Source organism: Neobacillus muris, assembly GCF_943193175.1.
GTDB classification, from domain to species: domain Bacteria; phylum Bacillota; class Bacilli; order Bacillales; family Cytobacillaceae; genus Neobacillus; species Neobacillus muris.
Genome location: NZ_CALPDF010000048.1, coordinates 17,013 through 33,842, shown reverse-complemented (window position 1 = coordinate 33,842; position 16,830 = coordinate 17,013). Strand labels below are relative to the sequence as shown.

Annotated in this window: 10 protein-coding genes; 9 read left to right on the top strand and 1 reads right to left on the bottom strand. The window is 44.6% G+C overall.

Translation table 11 applies throughout. The features are described 5' to 3' along the window. Window positions 1–336: 336 nt before the first annotated feature. From NFS43_RS21190 to NFS43_RS21175, 4 genes are all read left to right on the top strand, one after another. Window positions 337–1,149 (top strand): rhamnogalacturonan acetylesterase, encoded by an 813-nt coding sequence (locus NFS43_RS21190; protein ID WP_420910349.1) that lies wholly within the window; start codon window positions 337–339, stop codon window positions 1,147–1,149. Between the two features lie 259 nt (window positions 1,150–1,408). Further along, entirely contained in the window at window positions 1,409–2,605 is a 1,197-nt protein-coding gene (locus tag NFS43_RS21185) for a hypothetical protein (RefSeq protein WP_251554820.1), read from the top strand. An 18-nt stretch (window positions 2,606–2,623) separates the two neighbouring features. Then, entirely contained in the window at window positions 2,624–3,853 is a 1,230-nt protein-coding gene (locus NFS43_RS21180; RefSeq protein WP_251554819.1) for a Zn-dependent hydrolase, read from the top strand. 1 nt (window position 3,854) lies between these two features. Beyond that, window positions 3,855–5,030 (top strand): amidohydrolase, encoded by a 1,176-nt coding sequence (locus NFS43_RS21175; RefSeq protein WP_251554818.1) that lies wholly within the window; start codon window positions 3,855–3,857, stop codon window positions 5,028–5,030. A gap of 46 nt (window positions 5,031–5,076) precedes the next feature. On the opposite strand, the gene NFS43_RS21170 is transcribed toward NFS43_RS21175, so the two are convergent. Then, window positions 5,077–5,547 carry a redoxin domain-containing protein gene (locus NFS43_RS21170; RefSeq protein ID WP_251554817.1) on the bottom strand — a complete coding sequence of 157 codons (471 nt, stop codon included), beginning with the start codon at window positions 5,545–5,547 and terminating at the stop codon, window positions 5,077–5,079. A 321-nt stretch (window positions 5,548–5,868) separates the two neighbouring features. On the opposite strand from NFS43_RS21170, the gene NFS43_RS21165 reads away from it, so the two are divergent. From NFS43_RS21165 to NFS43_RS21145, 5 genes are all read left to right on the top strand, one after another. Then, the gene (locus NFS43_RS21165) at window positions 5,869–6,543 is read left to right on the top strand and encodes a GGDEF domain-containing protein (RefSeq protein ID WP_251554816.1); all 675 of its coding nucleotides are present in this window, start codon (window positions 5,869–5,871) and stop codon (window positions 6,541–6,543) included. 149 nt (window positions 6,544–6,692) lie between these two features. Next, entirely contained in the window at window positions 6,693–6,980 is a 288-nt protein-coding gene (locus NFS43_RS21160; protein ID WP_251554815.1) for a YhdT family protein, read from the top strand. Continuing rightward, window positions 6,977–8,428, top strand: coding sequence for a sodium/pantothenate symporter (panF, locus tag NFS43_RS21155; protein ID WP_251554814.1), 1,452 nt, complete (start codon window positions 6,977–6,979; stop codon window positions 8,426–8,428). The genes NFS43_RS21160 and panF overlap by 4 nt, the downstream gene beginning before the upstream one ends. A 917-nt stretch (window positions 8,429–9,345) precedes the next feature. After that, the gene (locus tag NFS43_RS21150) at window positions 9,346–11,331 is read left to right on the top strand and encodes an NAD(P)/FAD-dependent oxidoreductase (protein ID WP_251554813.1); all 1,986 of its coding nucleotides are present in this window, start codon (window positions 9,346–9,348) and stop codon (window positions 11,329–11,331) included. A gap of 171 nt (window positions 11,332–11,502) precedes the next feature. After that, window positions 11,503–16,818: a LysM peptidoglycan-binding domain-containing protein gene (locus NFS43_RS21145; protein WP_251554812.1), complete on the top strand. Its 5,316-nt coding sequence runs from the start codon at window positions 11,503–11,505 to the stop codon at window positions 16,816–16,818. Window positions 16,819–16,830 lie beyond the last annotated feature (12 nt).

Genomic DNA, 16,830 nt, shown 5'->3' with positions numbered 1-16,830 from the left:
TATATCATATTAACGCGGTGAATTAATAAAGAATAAAGATAAAATAAAAGCTGTCGAAGGTTTTTCGACAGCCTGAGCACCGGTACATCCGATGCTTTTTTGTTATTCTATCTGTGCGGTAAATCTGGAGAATTTAACGAGGAATACATAATAAAGGGAAGAAAAAGGTCTCTTCTAGTGAAATGGTTAAAATTCTATTTGGGATCTTTTCAATTGGAACGGTTACTCTATTAATGCGAAAAAAATTGTAAGAAGTACTTTTTCAAATGGTGTTTATGCTTTAAGATTAAACAAATAATAGGTTTACTGGAGCGAACAAGTGAGGAGGGAACCAAAGTGAAAAAGAGATGGAGCGGCAAACTGACGTTGACGGTTCTAGCTGCATTCACTGCATGCATAGTCTTGGCTGCCGGGGTGTATACATCAAAAGTCCCTCCCCAAAAAGCATATGGACAGCAAAAAAAAGGCTCTATTACCGTCTATCTTGCTGGCGACTCCACTGTATCCAATTACTCGAGCAAGTTAGCGCCAAGAACAGGATGGGGACAGGTATTGCCTGAGATGTTTGACAAGGAAGTCGTGGTGAGCAACCAGGCAAAACCGGGTAGAAGTTCCAAAAGCTTCATAGACGAAGGAAGATTGAATACAATTTTAGGACAAATCAAAGAGGGTGACTACTTGTTTATCCAATTTGGCCATAATGATGAAAAAATCAACAATCCTACTCTTTACACAAAGCCTTCCACCACCTATAAAAGCTATCTAAAGCAATATATCGACGGAGCGAGACAGAAAGGAGCTGTCCCTGTTCTCATTACCCCTGTAGAAAGAAGGCGGTTTTCATCCGGTGGAAAAGCAGCAGCGTCCCATGGTGCCTATCCTGCAGCGATGATGGAGCTGGCAAAACAGGAGAATGTTCCTGTCATAGATTTGACAGCCATAAGCAAAAAATTATTTCAGGAGCTGGGACCTAGGAAAACGAAGGATATATTCTTATGGCTCAACCCTGGAGACTCGCCCAACTATCCAGATGGAGTCAAAGATGGAACCCATTTTCAGAAAAATGGAGCGCGGGCGATCGCCAAATTAGTGATAGAGGGAATCGGAGAATTGGATTTGCCTTTAAAAGATCATGTACGGAGCAACTAAGGCTGCTATAAAGGCGGCCTTTTTTGATGTGGGTAAAAAAAAGCAGGACTATAGTTCATTTAGCAATAAGTTGTTTATTTTATTGCCATAATTTTGAAGAAATGAAACTGCTATATATATATTAATGAAATGAAAACGATTACTTTAAAAATTTTAATAGTTTAAATTGACTGAAAAATATAATTATATTATTATTTTAATAACATAATATTTTCTTTATTATAAAATTATTCTAAAAACAAGAAAAGAAGGTGCACTTATGTCACAAATGCTTGCCTTAGTGATCGTTATTTTTATCTTATTAGTTGGGGATTGGGTCGCGATTAGAACCAAGGCCTGGGTGCCGTCAATGTTTATCAGTGCTGTCCTGTTTCTCATTGGATATTGGACATTCTTCCCAAAAGAAATTGTCTCCATTGCCGGGATCCCATCAGTAGTTGCTACACTATTGATGTACCTGCTTATTACCAATATGGGAACTTTATTGTCCTTGAAGGAATTGAAAGCCCAGTGGAAGACCATTCTCATAGCTATCTCAGGAATTTTAGGAATCATTGTATTTTTATTAGGAATCGGTACTTTCATTTATGGATTTAAAACAATGGTTGTCGCAGTTCCGCCTTTAGTGGGCGGTGTGGTTTCTGCCCTAATTATGTCAGAGGGTGCAAAGGCTGCCGGACTTGCCTCCTTATCCGTATTTGCGATTGTCATCTATGTCATGCAGGGGTTCGCCGGATACCCGCTTACCTCGATCATGTTGAAAAAAGAGGGAAAACGCCTGCTTGAAAAATACCGCAGGGGAGAATTAGTATCTGCAGACCAGGTACAAGCATCTGCCGAAGTAGCAACTGCTGCAGAAACAGAGCTTAAACTATTTAAAAACCTTCCTGAAAAATATAACACCGAATTTTTTAAGTTTTTTAGACTCGCTGTTGCTGCATTTCTAGCCTACTTAGTTTCAACCCTATTAGCACCGGTTGTCTCGATCAGCCCATTCGTCCTTTGCTTATTGTTTGGGATCGTCGGCAAAAGTATCGGATTTTTGGAAAAGCAGTCTTTACAAAAAGCAAATGGCTTTGGCTTTGCGATTATGGGTCTGATGTTATTTATTTTTGACGGATTAAAGCAAGCAACACCAAGCATGATGCTGGAAATCATCTGGCCGCTGATCGGCACGATTGTGATCGGGGTCATTGGGATGTACATTTTCTCCTTTATTGCCGGCAAAATCCTGAAGGTCAGCAAAGAAATGGCATTTGCTGTTTCCTTAACGGCTCTATATGGTTTTCCAGCTGACTTCATTATTACGAACGAAGTTATTAAATCCTTGACCCATGATGAAAAGGAAAAAGAAGTGCTGACGAGCTACATGCTGCCTCCAATGCTGGTTGGCGGGTTTATCACCGTTACGATTGTTTCGGTTGTTTTAGCAGGCATTTTCGTGAAATTTTTGTAATAAACGGAGGGGATTGAAATGGAAGACCTTCAAACCCGAATTGAAGGACATATTGATACATTAAGTCAATTTACTGCAACGCCTGGGAAAGGGACAACCCGGCTTACCTACAGCCAGGAAGACAAGCAGGCTCGAGAATATATTAAAGGAAAAATGAAGGAATATGGATTGCAGGTCCGGGAAGACGGCTTAGGCAATATTTTCGGAAAATTGGAAGGAACGCTAAAGGATGCGCCGAGCGTTTTAATTGGCTCTCATTTTGACTCCGTCCCGAATGGAGGCTCCTATGATGGCCCAGCAGGAGTCGTCGCTGGGTTGGAAGTCGCGGCGCTTTTTGCCCAAAACCAACTCAAGCCCAAATACCCGCTGGAAGTGATTGCCCTTATTGAGGAAGAAGGGGCGAGATTTGGCGGCGGATTAATGGGGTCACGAGGCATGACGGGACTGCTTGGCGAGGAAGAGTTTAAAAATTTAAAGGATCATGACGGCATTTCTACAGTGGAAGCGATGGCCAGCATTGGACTGGACCCATCGCTCCCTAAAAAGCGGGACTCCAAGACCATGAAAGCCTTTCTGGAATTGCATATTGAGCAGGGACCTATTTTAGAAGGCAAGAACATTCCCATCGGTGTCGTGGAAACGATTGTCGGTCTGACGCAATTTGAAATTACTGTGGAAGGACAGGCCGGACATGCTGGAACCACACCAATGGACCGCCGTGCGGATGCGTTGGTGGCGGCGGCACAAATGATTGCCCAATTCCCTGCACTTGCCATTGAGGAAGGAGAGGGTACTGTCATAACGACTGGGAAGTTACATGTATTCCCGAACGGTGCCAATGTGATTCCGAAGAAAACCGTCTTCACTGTCGATATCCGATCTGGTAAAGAAGAACATATCCAAAATGTGATTGGCAAGTTGAACGAATTAATCGATTCCTATCGTAAAAACGGAATTCAAATAACAGCTGTCCAGCAATTATATATGCAGCCGAAAGCAATGAATCCAGAAATTGTTTCAATTTTAAAACAAACCAGCAGTGCCAGGAACATCCCATATTGCTCCATGAACAGCGGGGCTGGCCACGACGCCATGGTTTTATCTGATGTGACGGAAGTAGGCATGCTGTTTATTCCTAGTAAAGATGGGCTCAGCCATTGCCCGGAAGAATGGTCAGACTCGCTTCATATAGCAAATGCCGTGGAAATTCTATATGAAACAGCCAAGAAATTAACGGAGGCCGAGTAAAATGATGAATGAAAGAATTAAAGCAGCCATTCAAAGCTACAGTGAGGAGCTAACAGCAATCCGCAGGAAGCTGCATAGTGAGCCGGAACTATCCTGGGAAGAATTCAATACGACAAATTTTGTTTGTGAGTATTTGGATCAATTAGGAATCTCTTACCGCCGGGCGGAGCCAACGGGTGTCATTGCCGAAATTGAAGGCGGCAAGCCTGGAAAAACAGTGGCGCTAAGAGGAGACATGGATGCCCTTTCGGTAGAAGAGCTGAATAAGGAATTGCCCTATGCTTCGAAGTTTGATGGGAAAATGCATGCGTGCGGCCATGACTCCCATACTGCGATGCTGCTGATTGCGGCTAAAGTGTTACATGAACATAAAGCCGATTTGCCGGGAAATGTCCGGTTATTATTCCAGCCGGCTGAGGAGGTGGCAGAAGGCGCCAAAGCCTTTGTTAAGCAGGGGGCAGTCGAGGGTGTAGATAACGTCTTCGGCATGCATATTTGGTCGCAAATGCCAACTGGTAAAGTATCTTGTACACCGGGGCCTTCTTTCGCTTCCGCTGATTTATTTAAAGTAACATTCAAAGGGAAAGGCGGCCATGGCGCCCTGCCGCATGCTTGTATTGATGCCGCCATCGTGGCTTCCTCGTTCGTCATGAATGTGCAAACCGTTGTTTCCAGAACGATTGATGCCCAGCAGCCAGCCGTTCTGACGATTGGAAAAATGGTGGTCGGCACCCGCTTCAATGTGATTGCGGAGAATGCGGTGATCGAGGGAACGGTTCGCTGCTTTGACCCTAAGGTGAGGGATCACATAGAAGCCCAGCTTCAGCACTATGCCGAACAGGTCGCCGCAGTTTATGGCGCCACAGCGAAGGTGGAATATACCCGCGGAACGCAGGCCGTTATTAATGATGAATCCAGTGCCAAATTGGCCCAAAGGGTTATCACGGAGGCATTTGGCGCAGACGCCGTTTTCAATGAAAAGCCGACAATGGGCGGAGAGGATTTCAGTGACTATATGGAAGTGGTTCCTGGCAGCTTTGCACTTGTTGGCAGCGGCAATCCGGAAAAAGATACCCAGTGGGCCCACCATCATGGGAAATTTAATATTGATGAGGACGCGCTTGTAATCGGAGCGGAACTTTATGCGCAATATGCTTGGGCTTATTTACATGAATAACGACATGAGGAGAGCACGATTCCATTGAATCGTGCTCCTTTTGCTTTTATTGTGATAACTTCTCCAGTTCGGCAAAAACAGCCTCATAATCCTCTTTCTTGTCTGCTTTAAAGGAAGTATTCGTATAGCGGATGGTTCCGGTTTTGTCGACGACAAAGACGGAACGGATGGCTACCTCGCTTTTTTCATTAAACACTTTATAATCCTTGACGGTTTGTTTATGCCAATCCGAAACTAATGGGTATGGGAGTGTCCCCATGCTGGCAGCAAAAACACGGTGTGAATGGATATGATCGACACTTATGCCCAGCACTTCGGCATCTAGCTGCTCAAATCGTTTATAGTCCTCTTTCCAAGAGGCGATTTCCTTAATTCAGCCTGGTGTAAAGTCCATTCCATAAAAGGCAATGACCATATTCTTTTTGCCTTTATAATCAGACAGGGCAAGCGGGTCCTTTGTTGTTGCCGGCAATGAAAAATCAGGTGCAGGTTCGCCGATTTTTAAAGACTCTTCCATTGGCACTCCTCCTTATTCAGAAGTTAGACATACTTCTCTAATTTTACCCAATTTGCACAGGATTATCCTAGGAAGAGAGTTTTAGACTTGATTCTCTCCACCGTTTTGTGGACATATCCTCTTTATGAAGACAAAACCCTGAACTTCTTCACTGTTTATGTCGCCATGACCCCATCAAGACGACAAAACATTGATCTACTCCACCATTTTGCCGTCATGCAGCGTTAGTAAAATGTTCACATCGATTCTGGCAAAAGAGTTACAAAACTTCCCTGTTTAGTATAAAATTATGTTAAAAAAGAAAATAATCAGGAGTCCCATATGAAATATTCGGGGAGAATTAGTATTGTCATCATTTATGTTACCATCGTTATAGGCTGGCATTCTTTTTACTTTTTAGCGGATTTGGAAGCTTCCTATGAGTTTATGTTTGTACATAATCAAATCAAATGGGATCTATTGTTTATTCCTTTATTTTCGCCCCTTTTTTGGTGGCTGGGAAAACAATATGATGCTGCCAAATTCCTTTCGGAAAAAGACGCTTTGACGGGGCTTTATAATCGCCGGTATATGACAAAGGTTACCCCAAAACTGATAACAAAAATGGATAAAAAGATTGATACATTAACCATCTCAGTGTTGGACTGCAATAATTTTAAACAAATTAATGATCAATATGGGCACGAGACAGGGGATCTCGTCCTCCAAAACGTGTCTCTCATTCTGGCATCGAGCATTGGCAAACGTGATATTGCTGCCAGATGGGGCGGCGACGAATTTTTGATTGTTTGTCCGCATGCTAATATGCAAAAAACAAGAGCGATGTCAGAACGGATTGCGGCCGGGTTACAACAATTATCCACTGAACTGGGGATGGATATATCCGTTTCGATCGGAATGGCGGTATATCCCAGGGACGCATCCAACATTCAGGATCTGCTGATCGCCGCTGATAGGCAGATGTATGAATGCAAAATGAAAAGAGTCCCATCCTGACAGCCCATCTTCTTAAAAATCCCCATACATCTTCACCTAATGAGCTTTGGCACATTAGGTTTTTTGTGCATTTTTCTTTTTTTGCACGATATGTTTGGTAAAATGTTCATGGTTAGTGAAAAATAACATATCAGCTATTGAGGAGGATTATGGTGAAAAAGACGGAAGCGCCTTTGGACAAGCGTTTTAAGATTGCCCATAGAGAAGCCCTGATCGGAGTCATTCTTGTTATCATAAATTTTATTTGGTGGTACGGGTTCAGCTATGGGCTTGGTTCAGCAAAAGTGGAAGACTATCAGTACATATGGGGATTACCTGCATGGTTTTTTTACAGCTGCATCGTCGGCACTCTTTTAATGATTGTTCTGGTGAGCCTGACGGTTAAGTTTTTCTTCAAGGATGTTCCTTTTGAAATAGAAGAGGAGGAAAAACTGTGAACTGGGGGGTTATTACACCGTTACTTATCTTTTTGTTTATTATTTTTGCGATTGGTTTTTGGTCCAATAAATTAGTATTAAAATCCAATTCCTTTCTGGAAGGGTATTTCTTGGGGGAACGTTCGATGGGCGGCTTTTTACTGGCCATGACGATGGTGGCCACGTATGGAAGTGCCTCAAGCTTTATTGGCGGGCCAGGAGTCGCTTATACGAGGGGGCTTGGATGGGTGCTGTTGTCCATGACCCAGCTGGCAACTGGTTATTTTACCTTAATGGTGCTTGGCAAAAAGTTTGCTATTGTCTCGCGGCAATATAAGGCGGTCACCTTGATTGATTTCCTCAAGGAACGGTATCAAAGTAAAACGGTCGTTTTGCTTTCGGCAGCCAGCATTATTCTTTTTCTATTTTCATCGATGATTGCGCAATGGATTGGCGGTGCCCGTCTAGTTGAATCTCTGACCGGATTGTCCTATTCGACGGCCTTATTTATTTTTGCATTCTCTGTCCTTGTTTTTGTCATTGTCGGCGGGTTCCGGGCCGTGGCTTTGACCGATACCGTCCAAGGTGTGGTGATGTTCCTGGGTACCTTAATCCTGTTAATTGCCACGATTAAAGCCGGCGGGGGCGTTTCAAACATTATTTCCGATTTAGCAGCCGAAAACCCTAATTTAATCAGTCCGTTTGGCGCGGATGGAAGCCTTACACCATCCTATGTGTCATCCTATTGGATTTTAGTCGGAATTGGCGTCGTGGGTTTGCCGCAAATCGCCGTACGGGCAATGTCCTATAAAAATTCCAAGGCGATGCACAGTGCTATCGTGATTGGAACCATCGTAGTTGGGTTTATCATGCTTGGCATGCATCTTATTGGCGTATTCGCCCGGCCTGTCCTCCCAGGAATAAAGATTGGGGATACGGTGATGCCATTGCTATCAATGAAGGTATTGCCGCCATTTTTGGCGGGGATCGTGCTGGCAGCGCCAATGGCAGCAATCATGTCGACTGTCAATGCCCTGTTGATTTTAGTCAGCTCCGCTTTAGTCAAAGACGTGTACCTAAATTACATTAAGCCAAAAGCCAATGATGGCCATATCAAGAAGGTTAGTTTTAGTGTCACGGCTATAATCGGCATCATTGTCATTCTTTTTGCGTGGAGCCCGCCCGATTTAATCGTCTGGCTTAATTTATTCTCGTTCGGCGGACTGGAATCGGTATTCATCTGGCCGGTAATCATGGGCTTGTATTGGGGCAAGGGCAATAAGTATGGAGCGATTGCCTCCATGATCATCGGAATGGGGTCTTACATTCTGTTTGACCGGTTTTACCCAAATGCTTTTGGATTTCACACAGTGGTAATGCCCATCATCCTTTCATTAGTCGGATTCGTTGCCATCAGTCTTGTTATGAAACCAAAAGTTTCCGATATGCAGGTGGGTCTTGAAAAATAAACAGGTACAAAAATAAAGGCACCGTTTCGATGGCGCCTTTATTTTTGCATTTGGAAATGAAACTGGTTACGATCGAAGGTACAGAGGCGTGCTGCTAAAATCGCGGGGACTTCCCGGAGAAATGGGGTTTAGAAGTTGTACTCCTGTGTGAAAAGCTTGCTCCGCTAGTCGTCTTCCTCAGAATAAGCCTCCGTTGTTATGTCCCGGCAAGCCCAGCATTCACTTCTATTTCTCTCCATGATGGATAATTCTTCTCCGCAGGAAATACATCTATCCATGGACAATTCTCCTTTCTGGCAATCAACGTAGTTCTATATATATATTCAAAAAATTGAATAATATTTCTTAATAAATTTGACTAAAACGAGGAACTCGATAGGCTCCTCATTACTTCTTTATATTCTTTCAGTGAGTGAACCCTACCTATATAGCTGTTCTTTCGCTTAAAATCGGGGGATATATATTGGATGGCAAGGTATGGGAAAAATTTCTTAAGGCAAACCAATAAAAACGAATTCTCAAAGAAAATCAGGGGCTCAAAAGAAGACAAAGAGGAATCAAAATAATCAAACGCACCATGAACTCTCTCATCACAGCATCTCCCTTAACAATGATTATTTCTACCCTAATTATAAAACCCACATGTAAAAACCATATAGAAAAAATGTAAATTTAATGTGAAAGAAGAAGAGGCGAGAAGGGGCCAGTCCCCCGGTAAAGCAAAGCGTTAATGCGATGGGGGCCAGTCCCCCGGTAAAGTAATGCGTAAATGTGCAGGGGGACTGGCCCCATTTCTTTTCGGCGTGGAATTGTCACTTATATATCACAATGTTGGCGGGGGCGTTGGTTTATAATGATGGAAGGGGTTTATTTATTTCTTTTTGTGAAGTATTTCACATGTTAGAGGAGGGATTTTGTTGAGTTATCGTCATTTGTTTGAAAAAGGAAGGATAGGCAGTTTGACTTTGAAGAATCGGGTGGTGATGCCGGCGATGGCTACCAATTTGGCGGGCCATAATGGAGAGGTGACCGATCATCAAATTGCTTATTATGAGGAGAGAGCCAAAGGCGGGACAGGATTAATTATTACAGAATTTACCTGCATTGATTATTCGTTGGGCAAAGGCATGTCGAATCAGCTAAGGTTCGATGAAGACCGGTTTACTTCTGGCTTCGCCCGGTTGGCAAATGCTGTACATAAATACGATGCCAAAATTTTTGTCCAGCTGCATCATGCCGGAAGACAATCCAATTCAAATCTGATCGGCGGCAGACAAATTGTTGCTCCAAGCCCTATTGCCAGTGCAGCCATCGGAGAAGAGCCAAGGGAATTAACAACGGCCGAAGTCAAAGAATTGATACAAAAATTTATCCATGCGGCCATCAGATGTAAAATGGCCGGGATCGATGGAGTAGAAGTTCATGCCGCGCACGGGTACCTAATTAATCAATTCTTAAGCCCCAATGCCAATTTGCGGACTGATGAATATGGGGGCAGCTTTGAAAATAGACTGAGATTTTTAAAGGAAATAGTATTAGGGATAAAAGAAAAATGCGGCGATGATTACCCTGTGACGGTGCGCCTAAATGTCGATGATTTTGATCAGGGCGGATTGGACGTGGAAGTAAGCAAGGAAATCAGCCGCTCTTTAGAAAAAATCGGAGTAGACGGCATCAATGCCAGCTGCGGAACCTATAATTCTGCGGATAAAATTATTGAAACCATGATGTACGAACAAGGCTGGCGTGTATACCTGGCAGAAGAAATCAAAAAGTGCGTCGATATCCCTGTGATTACTGTCGGGGTCATTCGCGAGCCGGAATTTGCCGAAAACATCCTAGCAGAAGGAAAAGCGGACTTTGTGGCATTAGGCAGAGGCCACATTGCTGACCCGGAATGGGCCAAGAAAGCATACGAAGGACGGGATCAGGAAATCAGGAAATGCATTTGCTGCCTTCATTGTATGCAGACCGTCAACAAAAACTCTCATGTTCAGTGCTCCCTTAATATCCGGGCTGGCCGCGAGCTTGAATTTAAGGAAATCAAACCAATCGAGGAAAAGCGGACGGCTGCGATTGTCGGCGGCGGGCCTGCGGGAATGGAAGCGGCAAGAGTGCTTTCCTTAAAAGGCTATGATGTCACCATCTTTGAGAAGGACGATAAGTTAGGCGGACAATTAGACCTTGTCCATACACCCGTAGCCAAACAGAAAATGAACTGGATCATGGACTATCACCGCAATGAAATGAACCGATTAAACGTCGATGTCCGACTCCATACCGAGGCCACCGTGGAAAAAATCAAAGCCTTGAATCCATATGCGGTATTGCTGGCTACCGGCGCAAAACCGATTATCCCGGAACTAGAAGGAACCAACTTGGCAAATGTCTGTGATTATGAAGATGTACTATTAGAACGACTCCCATTCCAAAGCAAAAAAATAGCAGTGATTGGAAGCGGGATGGTTTGCTATAGTGTGACGCGCCAGCTGGCTGAAAAAGGGAACCATGTCATCTTGATTGATATCCCAACAGCTACCGGCGAAAAAGTATCGGCTCCTACACGAATGATGCTGTTAAATCGATTAAAAAATCTAAATGTAGAGGTGATCGAAGGTCATAATGTGGTGAAAATCCTCCCTCATGCGGTCGTGCTTGAAAAAGAAGCAGCAGGCAATCAGATTGACCTGGAAATCGACCATGTTGTTTTCTCGATGGGAACCGAATCCTACAATCCATTAGAAGAGATGTATCGGCACCATTTTGAAAACGTCTTTGTCATCGGGGATGCCATCGTTCCAGGTTCGATTACCCATGCCATTAAAGATGGATTTGAAAAAGCATTTGTTCTGGAATCCATCGTTACCAAAAAAGCAGGCAAACCATTGGCGGCCATTAATTAAAAATCACAAGCATGCAAAATAATTTCCAATCAAGCGGTTCAAAATACTAAAACAATAGGGCTGACCAAGAGTCAAAGTGACTGACTTTTGGGACGGCCCTTTTATTTTGCATGAATGAAAAGGATTGGCAGATAATATTTGGAAGACAGCTACGATTTGAGGTGAAAGTGAATGGAAATCAAGAAGTATAAACTGTCCGGCGATCAAGACACGTTAGTGGTTTACCTCGACCTCCAGCTGGAGGAGTTTTCCGAAGAGCTAGGCAGATCACCGAAGCAAAGAAAGAATTTACAAAGTCAAATCCAACAGCTGATTGCCGAAAAATTTCCTCGAGACAGAATTAAAACAGTCAAGGTAATGGCCGGCAGTTTATTAGTCATGACCATCTACTTAGGGACCACTACAGCAGCATCTGCAGCCCAAACGACGGCTGCGCAATCGGTTCCGGCGGATCAGTATGATGTTTATACCGTTCAATCAGGTGACAGTTTATCGGTGATCGCGAAGAAGTTTAATGTCTCCGCTGCTTCCATCAAGACGGTGAATGGGTTAACCTCAGATGTGATATTTGTCGGGCAAGTCCTAAAACTCCCATACTATACATACACAGTCGTGTCCGGAGACAGTCTGTCGCTCATTGCCAAAAAATATGCCGTAACAGTGGAGAGCATCCGCTCCTATAACAGTCTCACCACTGATATGATCTTTGTCGGACAAAAAATAAAAATCCCCAGAGAACCATCACAAAGCACGGCTCCTATCACAACCGTTCCTGACACAAGCGCTCCTGCTGTGACAAGCGAGAATGCAGCGAGCTACACGGTTGTTGCCGGGGATTCACTCTCTGTGATTGCCAAGAAATTTGCCACAACGGTGGACACGATTAAATCATTAAACAATTTAACCACTGATGTTATTTTTGTCGGACAAGTCCTTAAGGTGCCGCAGCAAGGTACGGGGCAAACCCAGACTCCAGTCGTCAGCCAGCCGGCTCCAGAACCAGAGCCCGCCCCTGCCAATCAGACAACAACTATTTATACCGTCGTTTCAGGGGATTCCTTATCATTAATTGCCAAACGATTCAATACGACCGTTACAGATATTAAGTCCTTAAATCAGCTTACAACCGATATGATCTATGTCGGCCAAAAATTAGCCATACCGTCCACTGCGGCTAGCTTGCCAGTTGATACAACGGCGCCTGCTGCACCAGCGATTAACCCTTTAGCCGTCATATCTGCTGCTAATCAAAAAAGTTATCCCGTTACCGGATTAACCGAGGCAAATGCCACTGTCAGCGTTCGATTGACGGATAGTGCCGGGGCTCAAGTAGCGGTTCAAATAAAGGCAGATTCTACTGGGAAATTTGAAACAAGACTGGATGCCTCGACATTACTCGATGGAACGATTACCGCTGCCGTTTCTGCTGCTGATGCAGCAGGAAACCGCAGTGCCAATAGCCAGCAAGTGATTAAAAAAGATATAACGGCCGCTGTTCCTACGCTTGCGGCGGCAAAAGAAATCAGCCAGCAAAACGCAGCGTCCTACTCTATTACAGGCAAGGCGGAGCCAGGTGCTTTGGTCACCATTTCCTTATCTGATGGAGTGCACGCAGCCATTACGAAACAAACCATCGCAAATGAGCGGGGGGAATTCTCTGTTATTTTCAATGTAACAGCACTGAATGATGGCAGCAGTATCACGATTTCCGCCAAAGCCGTTGATCCCGCTGGCAATGAAAGTCCGACTACCCGAATGACTGCCGCTAAGGATACAACGATTGCCCAGACCGCCATATCCGATTTACCAGTGATTTTTTCGGCAAATCAACAAAAATATACTGTCAAAGGCACAAGCGAAACTTCTGCATCGATCGTCATCCGAGCGGTAGATGGAAGCAATCAAGCGGTCGAGGCAGCAGTTCAAAGTAACCAAAGTGGAGGGTTTTCCTCCGATTTGGACGTCTCCTCCCTGAATGATGGGACCATTACGTTGACAATCACAGCTACTGATTCGTTTGGAAACAAAAGCACCGCCCAAAAACAAATAGTAAAAGATACCGATGCCCCCCAGCCAGTCATTGATAATACAAAGCCAGTGACGATTGAAAATGTAAAAAATTATACGCTGTTTGGATTGACAGAGCCAGGGGCAAAAGTGGAAATCACGATTTCAGATGGGGTGCACCCGGTGGTAACGACCGTTGCTGAAGCAAGTGAAACAGGTGAATTTCACACCGAGGCTGATTTGAGCTCATTACATGATGGGACATTAACCATTACATCCCGATCAATTGACCGCTATGGAAACAGCAGTGGGGCAGTTCAAACCACTATTGCAAAAGAGACAAGCCTGGCAGCGCCGATCATCCATTCCCTTCAGGTTCCTAACAGCAGTACGGCAGCTCATTATCCGATAACTGGAACGGCCAACCCTTATGCAGCGGTGAATGTAATGATTTCAGATGGTGTTCATCCGGCAGTTCAGGCAGCAGCGATAGCCAATGCTAACGGGGAATTTTATGTGAATGCCGATATAACTAGTCTGAATGACGCACTTTTAACGATTACCGCTGTACAAACGAGCTTATCCGGGATTCAAAGCCAAGCCGGTTCAGCTGAAGTGATCAAGGATACGACGGCACCACTTGCGCCGATTTTTAATAATAGCAATGTCATTAATCAAGCAAACCAAAGTACATTTTTGTTATCTGGGAAGGGAGAACCTCGTACAAAGGTCAATATCAAAATATCTGATGGCAACGGCCATATCATCGAGATGACCGGACAGGCAGCAGAAAATGGTGAGTTTGCTATACCGGTGGATATTTCCGGACTAAACGATGGCGATATCCGTTTTGAAGTGTCGCAAACGGACGAGGCAGAAAATGTTAGTGCCTCCACGGTAAAAACGCTTGTAAAGGATACCGTTGGTCCTTCAAAAATCGAAACCGGTCCTTTGCCAGCTATATTTAGCGGAAACGCGGCACAATATCTGTTCAGCGGCAAGTCCGAACCGCAAATTTTACTAAATGTAACGTTTTCAGACGGTGTCACCAGCTTTACAAAGTCGATTGAGACAGATTCCAATGGAAGCTTTAGTCTCCCAGTTGATACGACCAGTTTCAAAGACGGAACGGTGACAGCTTCCATCGTGGCTGAAGATGAGGCAGGAAATGTGAATCAGCTTGATCCTATCACCATCGTAAAAGATACCGCTGCGCCGCTTAATGCGATTGTAACGCTCGGACCATATGTTAATAGCCAAAACCAATCCAATTATTTAATATCCGGACAAAGTGAAGAAAATGGCTCTCAGGTTAAGATCATCCTTAGCGATGGCACCACTTCGATCACCAAAACAGCAGCCGTTGTCAATGGTTCCTTTCAAACCAATCTCAATGCTTCTGGTTTAAAGGACGGGCAAATTAAGGTGGAAATCTCGCAGACGGACACAGCAGGGAACTCCGGAATCGTTTATGGATCCACAATCCAGAAAGATACAGCTGCAGAAAGTCCGGTCGTTTCAAAAAATGGATTCACGATTGAAAACCAACAGTCCCTCTTTATGCTTATGGGTACGGCGGAGCCTTTTGCTGTCGTGAAGGCAACATTGACCAAGCCTGATGGCAGCACAATTCAATCTGCTTCGGTAAAAGCGGACGAGAAAGGTTTTTATTCACTAAAGCTTAATTTGACCGGGAAGGATCTAACGGGAGTCAGTACTGTCTCGGTCGTACAAACAGATGCTGCCGGAAATACCAGTGAAACAGCCCAAATCCAACTTTACAGCCATACCGTCAGCAGCGGCGAAACACTCTATGCGATTGCCAAACGCTACAATACAACGGTGGAGGCTATAAAGGCACTGAATCAATTAACATCCGATATTATTCAGCCGAATCAAATCCTGCGGCTGCCAGTGACCGCCAGTGAAGTCGTCAATCTGGGTTATATGTATTTTGGCAATACCAGTGAATACGTGAATATGGTGAACGCAACGGCTAATTCGGTGAATACGGTATCCCCAAGCTACTTTGACATTAATTCAGATGGAACCTTAAAACTAACCTATAGCCTCGATCCTAGTTTTATCAGTGCGATGCATTTGCGCGGCGTCCGAGTGGTTCCTTTCTTAAGCAACCATTGGGACCGTGCACTAGGCCGGGCGATGCTGGCCAATAAAGAACTAGCGGCCCAGCAGATCGCCGACGCCATTCAAAAATATAATTTAGATGGCGTGAATGTAGATATTGAAAATGTAACAGAAGCAGACCGGGCCAATTACACGGAATTCGTCCGATTACTGCGGGAAAAGATTCCTTCCACCAAGGAAGTATCCGTTGCTGTTGCCGCCAACCCTAATGGCTGGACGACCGGGTGGCATGGATCATATGATTATACCGCCTTGGCAAAATATGCAGATTACTTAATGATCATGGCTTACGATGAAAGCTATCCTGGTGGAGAAGCAGGTGCGGTGGCCAGTCTGCCATGGGTAGAGAAATCCATTCAATATGCCATCAACCAGCAAGTGCCTACAGAAAAAATCGTACTGGGGATTGCTCAATACGGCCGGTATTGGATCGAAGGGGCTTCCTACGGAGGCTATGGGATCTCCAACTGGCAAGTGGAGGATTTAATTGCTAAATATAACGGTCAGGTCGTTTTTGATGAGGTAAGCAAAACGCCAAAAGCAGTGATTACCATCAAGGCAGGGGACCCGAAAACGGTTGTTGGCGGAACAGTCCTTGCCCCAGGCACCTACACGATTTGGTATGAAAATGAGGAATCGATCAGGCAAAAGCTTGCTCTTGTTAGTAAGTATCATATCCGGGGAGTCGGCAACTGGAGTATTGGCCAGGAAAGCAATGTGTGGAATAGTTATGCGGAACTGCTGCCAACAACAGTCCCAATCACCGCGCCAGTGACTGCTCCGGTCAGCAGTCAGCCTGCCCCATCCTATACCACTTATAAGGTAGTCTCAGGGGATAGCTTATGGGCGATTGCCACTCGGAATAACACGACGGTCAGCGCAATAAAAGAGCTTAATCAATTAACTTCAGATGCTCTTTACATCGGTCAGCTGTTAAAAATTCCTGCTCCGGCTGTGATAGAGCCAGTTGTGACCCCAACTCCAGCACCAGTTGAGACTGCTCCGGTTCAACCGGCCGAAACGGTCACTTACACGGTGGTATCGGGAGATTCTTTATCTGTTATTGCCCAGCGCTACAATACCACGGTTACAGCGATCAAGACGGCAAACGGACTAACAACAGATGCCATATATGTGGGACAGAAATTAACGATTCCGCAGACTGGGACAGCAGGGACCCAAACGATACGGACCTATACAGTCGTGTCAGGTGATTCTTTATCCGTTATTGCCCAGCGCTATAATACCACGGTTACCGCCATTAAAACGGCCAATAAATTAACATCGGATACGATCTATGTGGGCCAGGTATTAACCATTCCTGCCGGATAAACTTTCTAGATA

Bases quoted from the DNA above. Each gene is read 5' to 3' on its own strand.
- NFS43_RS21165 (WP_251554816.1), top strand. From the start codon at position 5,869: ATGAAATATTCGGGGAGAATTAGTATTGTCATCATTTATGTTACCATC.
- NFS43_RS21180 (WP_251554819.1), top strand. From the start codon at position 2,624: ATGGAAGACCTTCAAACCCGAATTGAAGGACATATTGATACATTAAGT.
- NFS43_RS21160 (WP_251554815.1), top strand. From the start codon at position 6,693: ATGGTGAAAAAGACGGAAGCGCCTTTGGACAAGCGTTTTAAGATTGCC.
- NFS43_RS21175 (WP_251554818.1), top strand. From the start codon at position 3,855: ATGATGAATGAAAGAATTAAAGCAGCCATTCAAAGCTACAGTGAGGAG.
- NFS43_RS21185 (WP_251554820.1), top strand. From the start codon at position 1,409: ATGTCACAAATGCTTGCCTTAGTGATCGTTATTTTTATCTTATTAGTT.
- NFS43_RS21145 (WP_251554812.1), top strand. From the start codon at position 11,503: ATGGAAATCAAGAAGTATAAACTGTCCGGCGATCAAGACACGTTAGTG.